At 35.2% G+C, this 13,103-nt stretch carries 6 protein-coding genes; all 6 read right to left on the bottom strand.

Annotated elements, in window-relative coordinates:
* Positions 1-57: 57 nt before the first annotated feature.
* From PXD56_RS05155 to PXD56_RS05130, 6 genes are read right to left on the bottom strand one after another with little or no spacing between them, the layout of a single operon-like run.
* A complete protein-coding gene (locus tag PXD56_RS05155; RefSeq protein WP_276492249.1) occupies positions 58-1,986 on the bottom strand; it encodes a metallophosphoesterase in 1,929 nt (642 codons plus the stop codon).
* The gene (locus PXD56_RS05150) at positions 1,887-4,877 is read right to left on the bottom strand and encodes a glycosyl hydrolase 115 family protein (protein WP_276492248.1); all 2,991 of its coding nucleotides are present in this window, start codon (positions 4,875-4,877) and stop codon (positions 1,887-1,889) included. The genes PXD56_RS05155 and PXD56_RS05150 overlap by 100 nt, the downstream gene beginning before the upstream one ends.
* Positions 4,855-5,919 carry a phosphatidylinositol-specific phospholipase C1-like protein gene (locus PXD56_RS05145; protein ID WP_276492247.1) on the bottom strand — a complete coding sequence of 355 codons (1,065 nt, stop codon included), beginning with the start codon at positions 5,917-5,919 and terminating at the stop codon, positions 4,855-4,857. Before PXD56_RS05145 ends, PXD56_RS05150 begins: the two co-directional genes overlap by 23 nt.
* On the bottom strand, positions 5,919-8,477 hold the full coding sequence (locus tag PXD56_RS05140) for a glycoside hydrolase family 3 C-terminal domain-containing protein (protein WP_276492246.1): 2,559 nt from the start codon (positions 8,475-8,477) through the stop codon (positions 5,919-5,921). Before PXD56_RS05140 ends, PXD56_RS05145 begins: the two co-directional genes overlap by 1 nt.
* A gap of 55 nt (positions 8,478-8,532) precedes the next feature.
* A complete protein-coding gene (locus PXD56_RS05135; protein ID WP_276492245.1) occupies positions 8,533-10,860 on the bottom strand; it encodes a GH92 family glycosyl hydrolase in 2,328 nt (775 codons plus the stop codon).
* 10 nt (positions 10,861-10,870) lie between these two features.
* Positions 10,871-12,916: a glycosyl hydrolase 115 family protein gene (locus tag PXD56_RS05130; protein ID WP_276492244.1), complete on the bottom strand. Its 2,046-nt coding sequence runs from the start codon at positions 12,914-12,916 to the stop codon at positions 10,871-10,873.
* Positions 12,917-13,103 lie beyond the last annotated feature (187 nt).

Genomic DNA, 13,103 nt, shown 5'->3' with positions numbered 1-13,103 from the left:
AGTATTATATAAATGTACAAAAGCTTCGGGTAACGGTTTTTTAATAATCTTTAATGTCTATAGTTCTTTAATAGACCCTTCAATTATATCAATTACAAAATGATCGGAAGGCTCACCGTTCATTGCTTTTTCAAAAATGACCGCCCAATTACCAATAGCTTTGATATGAGATGTTTTCAATAGATTACATACTATTTTATATTGCTGCAGCCTATGGTTACCAATATCTACTTTAGCCAATTCATCTGCACTTCGTAATCTGTAAAAATCATAGATCAAATCAATACCTGTCCAACCCTTAAAATCATCCGGTACTATATTATTAGTCTCCTCATCTAAATGACCCGAATATTCAAGTATCAATTCTTTCCCTGTTTTATTTACAAATTCGGTCAAAAATTCGCTTGACCAATCATCTGGTATAAACCTAAGCCTCACCAATTCTTTTAAATGCCACTGCGTAAAATCTCTATAATTTTCAGCGGTTAAAATGTCTTTATTCCAAATATCCGGAGTTTCATTTTCTAATAAATAAGCATATTCTTCTTCATACAAAGAAAACAGACTATTAAAATCTTTTGCCTTTTCTATCACCACTGTCTCTACCTCAAACCTTGTTTTTGAACGAATCGACAAAACTTTATAACCCGGTGCATAGGCAGCAAGTGAAGGTGTTTGTATGTTGAACAATGTATTACCCTTTGCACTTTCATAAACACCGGTATCATTAATATGCATATGACCACCAAAATGAATTTGAATACCTGCATTGGCAAACGTTTCGGCTACTTCCACATTTGGCACCCGATGTAACTGCATTTTCTTTTCACCAAAAAAATGTTTCATTTCAGTAGCGGCACCATCATTAAAATCTACCATAGGATAATGGCTAAAAGCAATCAACACCTTATTCATTTTATTGGCTTTCTCAGCTACTTTCTTTACCCAATCTATTAAATGGCGTTTTTGTAAAATCACATTATTATAACCTATACTGGCACTTTCAAAATCATTACCATTTTCTGAAGATGATGTCATTTTTTCTTTAGGAACATATACATTGGCATCTATAGCCAAAAGCCAAATACCCTCTGTTGGTTCTACTAAATAACTAGCATCTGGGTGTTTGTTATAATCATCTACAGCATAGGTTCTATTGCCTAATACAGCTGCTTTTTCAGCTTTCCCAAAAGTGTATTCATTATAAGTGTATTTAGAGAAAGGAGTCTCCCAATACAAATATTCTTTCTGAGGGTAAAACCCAAATGCAGACATTTCATTTAAGATATCCTTATAGCCCCATTTTTTTATTTCTTCTGTTATAATAGGTGTAAGCTGATCCGCTGATGTATTTTTTACATTTCTTTTATTGCTAGTAATAATCTGCTCTTTGCCACCAACACCTAAAAAGTCTGTTTTACCAGCATCTTGTTCAAAAGGTTTTACGGGATCGTGATTTCCGGTTGTCGCAAAAAATAAAAGTCCGTATTTCTTGGAATATTGATTTAGAATCTTGCGCAATCCTTTAACGTGTACAGGTTGACCATCATCACTAAAATCTCCTGGAAGCGCAACATATTTTATCCCCCTAGCTACAATATCATCTAAGGCTTCAATAAATGCAAAGTAATTTTCATTGAAGATACGGGTAGACTTTAACTGGGCATTCATGGTACGTATGTTTACAAAATCTCCCGTTTCCGTATTCAATATACCCTTATAATCGGCATCATTAAACTGGGCATAGATATCTTGAAAATGTGCATCTGCAATGAATGCAATTTTTACTTCTTCAAATTCCGTCTCCTGTTTATTACTACAAGAGAGACTTATAAATAACACCAAAAAAAAGCATATAACTCTTGGTAGTTTTATAACCGACCTGCTTATTTTATCATTGTTTCCTTTGGAAACGCGTAGCTCTTTTTCCATCCTCCTAAATCTATCAACACCTGATCTATCATTACTCCAGGGTCTACCATCCATATTTTTAATGTATGTTCACCTGCCTTGTTTACAATTTGTTTTGCAGAATGTACCGCAGCATTATTAAGAACGCTCTGCTTCCACTCATCACTACGCCCAATTGTTTCAAAATCTATTAAAACAGGTGTAGCATCATCAATAGCCACTGCACAACGCACACCAATACCATTGTGGGCAGCATGTGTGGGCACAACTTGTAGGTTAACATCAACTTCTCCAAAATTAAAAGTATAAAAATCATACTCTAAAACCGGACTCTCATTTAATATTTCGTTTATAGTTACTAATGGTTTTGCGGTTCTTGGAAATGCTGTAATTACTTTATTGGTATACCCTAAACCATCAAAAATTTGCCAGTTTGTTTCTTTACCATCCAGTTTTCTAGAAAAGTTTTCCGCATTAATAGAAACATAACCCTTGTCTTCTACAAAACCTTTATAATTTTCTAATGTCTTAAATTTAGGATTATATGCAGAAACGCCAACACTCATGGTTTTTCCATTGGATATAAAATCTATAGCACTGTTTACTTTAAAGCTTGGCGGAATCAACTGAAAATCGTGTCCTAGTGGAGCTTCTTTTTTGTTTTCCCCTTTTGGAACTTTACTCCAATCTATACTTACCCAAATTCTTTTTTCTAGGTTTTTTTCGTCAAAACTACCTTTACTTTCAGACAACTTGATCCAATCTACCTTTGGTCTTGCTTCCCAATGAACTGTGCCCTTACCCTTTGCAAAGACATCTATAAAATAGCTGCTATTGGTATAGCTATTGAATACGGGCAATACATCTGCATAGCTATTGATAATAGTATTATTCAATTCCATTTGATAACCTTCTAAAGCCAGACCAATACTAGCAACCTCATTATTAATAATACTTGAAGTTGAAGGTTGTGAAAAAACAGGAAGAAAGCGCGGAGCCATGGTCATAATATAATTCCATTTTCCATTTTTAAGTTGTGTGTTATAATATGCCGTTTCTTTCTCAATTCGTTTAAAGGCATTGGCGGACAATGCCCCAAAAGTATTGGCACTTTGCCTACCCTGTTTAGCTGAAAATTTATTTTTAAAACTATACAGCCATTTTTGATTTAGTTTTGAGGCTCCTATTATAGGGTAATATATCAACTGATAAAATGCATCTTTCCTATAATCTGGTATTTGTTCATATAGTTTTTCAGTATCATCAACCAATGATTGATAATTTTCTAAACGCTGGGTAACCTCATCACCATAATGGTATTGTGTCAACGTTGTCTCCCCTTCTTTTGTAACCGGCTCAACTTGACTCCAAGCCATAAATTCAGGTCTTCGTATATATGCCAGGCGATTGTTCTCAAATAAAACATCGGTGATTTTTGATGCCGTTTCATTACCAAATTCACGGGTTGCCCATTTTTGGGTATGGTCTTTAACCGTTGTACTTTGTTTAAAATCGTCCATATTCCAGGCCATATCTAAAAACAGCTCTATATTATACTCATGTGGTTTAATATCTCCACAATTCAAGATCCAGATATCTCGAGATTTAAACTCGTAAGCTTTAGACATTTCTTCCCACATTAAAACCGGATTTGTAGAATTTAACCATAAATAGTCATGCGGTCTACCCCAATAAGATGTATGGTAGTACACACCGGCACCGCCAGACCTTTCCTGCTCTTTTGGGTTGCTCAATTGGCGTATATACCCATAATTATCATCGGTCCAAACCAAAGTAATATCTTCAGGTAATTTTAATCCGCTTTGGTAGTAATTCAATACTTCTTTATAAGGTACAAATGCCTGTGGAATAGTCGTTGGGTCTTTCTTGGTTTCCTTTTTTAAAATAGCTCGTTGATCGGTAATTACACGCTCTAATAAATTCACTTGCGCATCGGTATCATCTTCACCAACAATCATGGGCGAATCATGCTCACCACGCATTCCAGTAGTGTAAATGCCTTCTAGTTTTGCAGTTTCCTTTACCCTCTTTGTAAACAGACTTTTTATAGTTTCTGAATTGGTATCATACCTATACTCCCCCATTTCATCATGTTTCCATTCGGTATTTATGTTACTCAACATAGGCTCTGCATGCGATGTGCCAATAACAACAGCATAATCATCTGCCACGAACTTATTCTTTGGGTAAGAGTAAAAAGGTTTGGTACTTGAGTGCATTGCAGGCCAAATTGTATTTGCCCTTAATCGTAACAGTAGTTCAAAAACCTTTGCATAGGTTTTAGGTCCAATATCCCCCGTTTCAGGTTCATAATTTAAAGCTGCCCAACGTTGCAGCCCCCAATCTTCATCATTTAAAAAAACACCCCTATATTTTACCGAAGGAGATTTAGAAACTATTTTATTAAGGGTAATAGAAATTGCATCTTTTTTGGCGGGCGTAACATCTGCCCACCACTCCCACGGTGAAACTCCAATTTTTCTAGACAATTCTAACACTCCGTAAGCTGTTCCTCTACGATCACTACCAACAACGACCAAAGCTTTATCAATGCCTGCCATTGGATTTTCTACAATCTGAATCTGAAAGCGTTCCCAACCATTTTTAATTTCCGCTACGCTAATTTTACCATTGGCAATCATAGCATCAATCCATTTACTATTACCAATAGTACCTGCTATAATGGTATTATTTTGATTATTCTTTTTAAAAGAAACCACCGGTTTTTTGCCGGATATTTTTTCAATATCATCTGCAAGTAGTGCTGTTGCTATACCAACTACTTTTGCATCTGCCTTATCAATTAAAATACCTGTAGTTACATTTTCAGCCACCATTGTAAAGTCTGTAGCCGTTTGCTCTTGTGCAGATGTTATTATTACTTGAAAGCATACAAGTAATAGCAATACATTATTAAATTTTTTATTTATTCTTAATTCTCTCATAAGTTCCATCTTCAAAAATCACTTTATAATCAGACCTAAATAATGTAGAAGGCAAATAATAATCTGTAGAAATTACTTGTGCGCCAGATGCTTTAGCTTTTTCAAATTTTTCATAGCTATTAGTTCTCGCCTCTTTAGTACCGGCATCGGCTCTGGTACGTACCATATACCCTTTGGAAACCAGTTCTTTTATATATTCAAAATCTTTAATTGGTTTGTTCACAATTCTAAAACCAGCTTTAGGATTACCTTCTTTGCTGTTCACAAAAAGCACCCTACCCTTAAGCGATTCATGACCTTGTATATAATTTTGAATACGTTCTTCTTTTTCATCCAATACAAATAAGAATTTTCCCTGTAAGTTTTTTATACTAGGCCAGCCTTTATTTAAAATAGCTTTTTCAAGAGATTCAAAATCACCCCTTATATCATCTGGAGTTATTAATTGAGTTGCGGGAAGCACACTTTTTATTTCATCATCAAGCGCATTTAAAGCACTTTTATCAAATGCCAAAGGTGCTCTAGTTTGCGGTACTTTCTGATCTTTGGTATTGATTAGAATTATGATAGGTGAATGTTCTGGGTTATCCGTAGACCATTTCTTTAGAGCTTTCAATCCGTCCTTGAATAAAAGATAATGACTTCGAAAGTCAATATCCTGGACATGAAACATTTTTAAGCCAGGCTGTTTCAGCTTTTCTTCCATATCAAAAACTAAAGGTTCTTGACCAAGAGATCTTACTATTTCTAATCCTTTAGGGCTAGAAAAATGACCTCCTTTTGGATCATAAAAAACATCCAATTCTAAATTTCGTAAACCTAAATTCAATTGTTTCTCTAAAGAAATATGGGTGTATTGCAAACTTTCCATTTTCTTTGGTTCAAGAGTATGCAAATAATCATACAATGGTTGTTCAATCCCTATTTTGTATGAATTATGGCTCCCTATTACTTGAATATCGTTTAGTGCCACATGGTTGCTCTTACAGCCTATAAATGTACAAGCGAACATCAACATACACGAAGTAATGGTCTGTTTCATTAGTCTATTTTTTTCGATTCTTGAAGTCGTATATCTTTAGAAGATGCCCCAATCATAAATTTATATTCAGCTTTCTCAAACGACCATTGTTTAGCGTTTTCATCCCAATACTGCAGGTCATTTTTAGTCACTTTAAATTCAATAGTTTTTGATTCTCCTACATTTAAGCTGATTCTTTCGAACCTTATCATTTTTTTAATAGGTCTTTCTACAGCTGAATTATTAACCGTATAATACAACTGCACTACCTCATCACCATTATAAGTCCCAGTATTTTTAATTGATGCAGATATTACAACAGTATCAGATTTAGACTTTACTTTTAAAGAATCATATTTAAATTGGGTATAACTTAACCCATACCCAAAAGGATATAGTACGTCTCCCTTAAAATACATATATGTTCTACCATTAGAAACCTCGTAATCATCCATATCAGGTAAATCTGAAACCGATTTATAAAAGGTAAATGGCAATCTACCCGCAGGATTGTAATCTCCAAATAACACATCTGCAATGGCAGTACCGCCGGCTTCACCTGGGTACCATGCATCCACAATTGCAGGTACATTTTCATCCATCCAATTAATAGCTAATGAACTCCCTGCAACCAAAACAACAATTAGATTTTTATTATGTGCATATATCTCTTTTAAGTAATAGACCTGGTCTTCTGGCAACGCTAACGAAGTTCTATCACGACCTTCTTTTTCAATAGATTTATTAATTCCCATAACAGCTATCACATAATCGCTCTCTTTTGCAACCTGCTTGTCCTCCTTATATAAATCGTTTGTAGTCGTAGGTACTTCCCAAAGCAATTGACAAATGGCATCACCTCCATTATCAAAATATTCTAATTTGATATCGTAATTTTCACCCGCCTTCATATGTAATTCTACTTGGTCAGTAGTCATACCACGGTTGTGCCATTCATCTACCACCAATTTACCATTTAACCACATACGAACCCCATCATCAGAATTGACTCCAATTTTATACACCCCTGAAAAATTTGGGGTTATGTAACCAGACCAACGCATAGATTTATGACGAAAGTTAGTATATGGATCTGGCGGATTATTTACCGGATCAAAATTCACCACTTTATCAACGCGCGTTTGTGGCGTGCCTTCTAAAAATTTATCATCAAAATATTCGCCAAACAAACCCGGTTCACCAGTTTGGTCATTTATTAAATTTTCAGCTTCAATTAAGTTTAAATTCTTGGCAGCCGTTTTCCACTTTACATAAGTGACCTCTGCTTTGTCACCCACTTTATTTTTTATCCCATCTAAAGGTGATATGGGTTTAATCACAGGAAGACCACTATAATCACCAAAAACAACCTGATTAGCATTAAAACCGACAACCGCAATTTTTTTAATATCATTTACATTTAAAGGCAAAATATCATTTTGATTCTTCAACAAAACCATAGATTGTCTTGATGTTTCCAATGCCAGTTCTTGATGCTTTTTTGACCCAATTACATCTGGGGAAATTTTGGTGTATGGGTTGCCGTCAACCTTATCAAAAATTCCTAATTTAAAACGAGCGGTCAAAACCCTTTTTACCGCCTTATCTATGTTTGCCTGGGACACTAGCCCATTTTCATATGCCTTTAACAGGTAATCGGCATAAATATCGTCTCCACACTCCAAATCAAGTCCACCTTCTAGGGCTACCTTAGCAGCCTCTTCTTTTGTGTTCACATATTTGTGTGATTTCTGAATATAGGTGGGCGCACCACAATCACTTACTACGTACCCCTCAAAACCCCATTCATCTCTTAAAACAGTATTTAACAGCCAATTATTTGACGTACTTGGCACCCCATTTAAAGCGTTGTATGCACTCATAATAGATTGGGCATTACCTTCTTGAACAGCCACTTTATATGCAGGGAAATAATATTCACGTAAAGATTTTTCTGAAATATTGGCGTTGTAAGCAAACCTATTTTCTTCTTGGTTATTGGCTACAAAATGCTTCGGTGTAGAAACAACCTTTAAATATTTATCATCATCTCCTTGTAAACCCTTTACAAAAGAAACACCAATCCTACTCGTTAAATATGGGTCTTCACCATAGGTTTCTGGAGTTCTACCCCAGCGTGGATCTCTAGCCATATTAATAGTTGGAGACCAGAATGTCAATAGATCACTATACACATTCTTTTGATCTTTACCTTGGTTATAGAAATTCCATTTACCCCTAGCCTCATCTGAAATAGCGGTTGAAACTTGATGAATTAAATTAGGGTTCCATGTTGACGCCAATGCAACTGCTTGTGGAAAAACAGTAAACCTACCACCTTTAACTACACCATGTAAAGCTTCGTTTCCATGGTAGTAATTTTCTATTTCTAATCTTGGAATAGCCTCTGCAGTAGATATCAACATAGAAATCTTTTCTTCAATAGATAGCCTATCCATTAAATCATCTACCCTTGTTTCTAACGGTAAATCTTGATTTTGAAAGTCCCATTGATTTTGACCTAAACTTAAAATTGGCAATAGCCAAACCGTAATTAAATAAAAAAAACTCCTCTTCATTATCTAGTTATATGTTTCACTTCCATTTTCTCAATTTCAACATAAACAACTTAATCTAGTTTAAAGGTTTTGAAACCATATTCAAATTCAGCTCGCCTCCTTTTACAATATCTTCATGTCTTAAGCTATTAGCTTTTATTGACGTTCCATTGAACTCAGTCTCTGATATATAAAAATTAGCATCACTATTGTTGTTAGCTTTTATGGTAAATAAGTCGCCATTATAAAAATCTTTATTTAATTTAATAGTAACCTCATCAAAAATTGGGCTTCCAATCTGGTACTCAGGATTAGCCTCTGTACCACCATTCATTTGAAAAAGACCTATCTTCAACAGTACAGCCAAACTGCCCATTAATCCTTGGTCTTCATCGCCATTATACCCCGTAGATGGTGACAAACCACCAAACACGGAAGTAGCCACGCTTCTTGACCAATATTGAGTTAGATCAGGTCTACCCAATTCATTAAAAATAAATGCGGTTTGGATAGAAGGCTGATTCCCAAAATTGATTGGAATTCTACTATACTCAGGATGAAGCTCTGCAGAATGCGATGTACCAGCGGTAAAATTCAATTTTGCTGCCGTTGTAAATTGCTCGTTTAATTTTTTTATGGCAGCATTCTTACCACCCATTAAGTTTGCCAATCCTTTTATATCATGAGGGACAAACCATGTAGATTGTGCTCCGTTAGATTCTATAAAACCATTTTCTGCTTGGTAAGGATCATAATCTACTTTCCATTCACCTTTAACATCTTTGGGACGCATCCATCCTATTTCCACATCATAAACATTCTTATAGTTCTCTGATCTTTTTAAGAAATAATCATAATCTTCACTATGACCCAACTTCTTAGCTAATTGTGCCAAAGTCCAATCTTGGTAAGCGTACTCCATTGTTAAACTTGCACCATCTTGGTGGCTACCAAATTTACCTTCAGGAATGGGGTAAGGCACATAACCATCATTCATATAATATTGTAAACCTCCGCCAATATCAGTAGTATGCTCGTAACCAGCTTTGCCCATTATACCACTAGCTTCATGATTTTTCTTTAAAGCTTGATACACCGTTTCCAACTCGTCTACAAGTATTCCTTTTTGAATTGCCGATACCAGAAAAGGAGTAGAAGTTGCGCCCGTCATTACATAGGTATAATTACCCCCAGAAGGACCTCTTGGCACCAAACCACCATCTTTGTAGTACTGCATTAATGAATTAGAAAACTCATACATAATTTCAGGATACGCCAAGCCCCACAGCGTATTCAACGTCCATTGAGCTCCCCAGAAAGAATCTGAATTATAATGGTTGAATTTAGGATTGCCTTTCTCATCTAAAGGCAATTGTCCTATTCTAAAAGTTTTCCCAGTATTATCTGGATAAGCACCATTTACATCATTTATAATTCTACGACCTTGTAGTGCGTGCCATAAATCTGTATAGAATCTTCTTTGATCTTGGTCAGAACCGCCTTTGACATCTATTTTGCCCAATAAACTATTCCATTCTTGTTTTGCTGCACTTCTAATATTATCAAATTTCCAGTTAGGTAATTCTGTTGTTATATTAAGTTCTGCATTGGCAACAGAAGTATAAGAAATGCCCACTTTCATTAACACATCGCTATTATTTTCGTCTAATACAACAAGGTAATTCCCAGTACTGTCATCTTTATTTACAGAAGTTATTTTAGTATTCAGCTGTACCTTGAAATAAACGGTCATAGGTTTTGGACGTCTATGCGTTGGTTCCATTGTTACTTTTCCAGAAAGCTCATTTTCTGAATTCTGTTCTAAAAATCCATCTATATTTTTACTTGGACCCAATAGCGTATTTAAATTAAAAAGCACTGCTTTTTCTTCTTCATTCTCGGGGAATATATACTGATGAAAACCAACTCTTTTGGTACTCGATAGTTGAGCTTCTATTTGATAACGTTCCAATTCCACTTTATGGTAACCTGGTATAACCACTTCATTATCATGGCTAAACTTAGAATAAAAGTCGTTAAAAATACCTTCTTTGGTTTGATCGTTGATTGTAACCGGCATTACTGAAATACCTGACATCTGCCATGCATGAATATGGCTGAAACCTTTAATGGTATCTGTTTTATAACGATAACCGCTACCCCAAGCACCGCCAATTTGGGTATCTGGACTAAGGTTCACCATACCAAAAGGCCTACTTGCAGATGAGAAGTAGAACCATCTTGAGTTTTCAGTATCTAAAAGCGGGTACACTTTGGCAGTATAATCAATCTCTTGAGAATCTATTACCTCGTTATTATCTGGCTGTTTTTTACACGAACCAAAAAACAAGATTGAAATACCCAATAGGACAACGCTGTATTTTAATGTATTAGCTAATGTCATCAAATTCAATTTAAAGTGTCATATTATTTAGATTAGCCTCTATTGCATTAAGCATTTCATAAGTTGGAAAACCATTGTTCTGTCTTCTATTGCCTATGGCATACCAATTTTTCCATTTATCTTCAATATCTCCAGAACTTCTATGCTCAAATATGATATCAAGATCTTTTCTCGCCTTTGGCAACATAGCTTTAGCCTGGTTCAAATACTTTTGATTCTTGGTAGTTTCATACTCTTTTTTCAACAGTGCCATGTTATGCAACACTGTTTCAAAAGCTATTAAGTCTGAATATAATTGGGCAGGTAGCAAAATATAAGAGTGATAGAAATTATCGTTTCTCTTCAATAGTTCATATCCTAATTCTGCTTCTGAAAGTGATTTCTCTAAAACTTCCTTTACTCGTTTTACATTCTCCACATCACCTATTACGCGCTCGTAATCAAAAGGAACCGGTGATTTTCCCGGTCTAATAATTGGTGCATTAGACAGATAAGAAACTGCCTCTCTAATTTCCCATAAATGTTCAACATATCCTTTTCTACCTTCCTGAGCCTCGCTTAGAAGCTTCATAGATTTTACGGCATGTTCTGCTGCTTCTTTGCTAAAATAACGTTCTGTCCATTCCTTATAAAAGAGGTCTGCATTGAAAGTTTCTGGATTGTTACACACCTCACTATAAGCCTCTAGATTTAATAAAAATGGTCTAAAATTCTGTCCGTTTACCAAACAGTACTTATCTGCATTGTAAGTATTGAACATCTCTTTCATTACAGACTCCACTTTCTCTGGATAAGGATTATGAACGGTATGGTTCAACCAATAACCAGCATGCATATAAGTACCAAACTCATAATCATCTGTAGTGTTCGGCAGGTGCTCAAAATCACCAAAACCGTGATCAGACCAAAGTACGGTCCAATCCTCTGGAGGTCTAAAACCTTCATTCCACATTTCCATACCATCAGAATAACAAACCAATACTTTTTCCGCATTGGGTTTATATTCATCTACCAGTATACCAAAAGCGGCATAAACCTCATTGAACACATCTATTTTACTTTCACCACAAGTACTTTCATATTCCCAGTCCCACACCTGGTGGCGAGGTCTTAAAATAAAAATATCCGTTTTTGCTAATGGTGTATGTTCAAAATAGTAGCGCCATGCTTTTAGCCAATCTTCTTTATGTAGTTTCCAGCAATCTGCTTTTTCAGCATCCATGGGATGTATTTGATAACCAAGAGCAAAATCAACGGCTATTTTCATGCCTTTTGTATGCGCATAGTCTATCATTTTCTCCACATAGTCAACATCTATTTGATAATCTGGATTTAGCTTTTTGTACTCTGGTCTAATATAAAACTCAGGTCTGCCAAGCATATCAAAAAGCTGAATAGAAGTATATCTTAAGCGTACCAATGAATTAATCATTTCAGTATAACTTTCCCAGTCGTACTTTAAAAGTTCACCTCTATAATTGGCAAGCTCATCTACATCATTTTCAAAATATGTAAGTTCTGGTACTTTTGGGGGTGCTATGGTCTTTGACTTAAAATTGTAAACCTCGGTCGCTTTTATTTTTACAGGATTTTTACCTGTCCAATATGCCAAAGGATCCACACCCAATATTTCTTTTGAATAATCATATACCGCACGTTGAAGTCCTTTCACGTCAGCACCGGTAATTACTATGGCATTAGAGCCATTAAAAGTATTTTTAGACCATGAACCACTGCCTGACAATCGATTTTCATCTGTTAAGTCTAAATCATCATTAGACAACATATCTGCGATAACAGGGTTAGAATTTGCAGTTCCTACTATAAAAATCAAAGCATTTTTGGGAACAGTATCTTCATTATTAATTATCTGAACATCTTCATTTAAAACTTTTTGTAAATCGTTTTTCAAGTCATTGATAGTAGACTTTTCTACATCTGTAGCATGTATACCTTGAATTATACAAATAGACGATAGCTGTTCTGCATTATTACTACAAGAGATGCAGAAAGTAAGCAATAAGAGAAATGGTATTATTATATTTTTTTTAATCATTTGTTCAGGTCTTTCTATTACTAGAAGTTTTGGACATTTTATTAATTAAAATAAGTAGACCATTAAGGCCTACGGATTAAAATATGTTTATAAGGATAGTTTTCTAAATTAGAGCATGACAACATAGAATTATAGATTAATTCTATAGCATCCGGATAGTGAACGACACAGTTTTGTAGCGCAACAA

Origin of the sequence: Maribacter zhoushanensis (assembly GCF_029350975.1) — a bacterium.
Taxonomy (GTDB): Bacteria; Bacteroidota; Bacteroidia; order Flavobacteriales; family Flavobacteriaceae; genus Maribacter; species Maribacter zhoushanensis.
Note: the sequence above shows the minus strand (reverse complement) of the source record. Positions and strands in the feature narration are given on the sequence as shown.

Bases quoted from the DNA above. Each gene is read 5' to 3' on its own strand.
- PXD56_RS05155 (WP_276492249.1), bottom strand. From the start codon at position 1,986: ATGGATGGTAGACCCTGGAGTAATGATAGATCAGGTGTTGATAGATTT.
- PXD56_RS05150 (WP_276492248.1), bottom strand. From the start codon at position 4,877: ATGAGAGAATTAAGAATAAATAAAAAATTTAATAATGTATTGCTATTA.
- PXD56_RS05130 (WP_276492244.1), bottom strand. From the start codon at position 12,916: ATGATTAAAAAAAATATAATAATACCATTTCTCTTATTGCTTACTTTC.
- PXD56_RS05145 (WP_276492247.1), bottom strand. From the start codon at position 5,919: ATGAAACAGACCATTACTTCGTGTATGTTGATGTTCGCTTGTACATTT.
- PXD56_RS05135 (WP_276492245.1), bottom strand. From the start codon at position 10,860: ATGACATTAGCTAATACATTAAAATACAGCGTTGTCCTATTGGGTATT.
- PXD56_RS05140 (WP_276492246.1), bottom strand. From the start codon at position 8,477: ATGAAGAGGAGTTTTTTTTATTTAATTACGGTTTGGCTATTGCCAATT.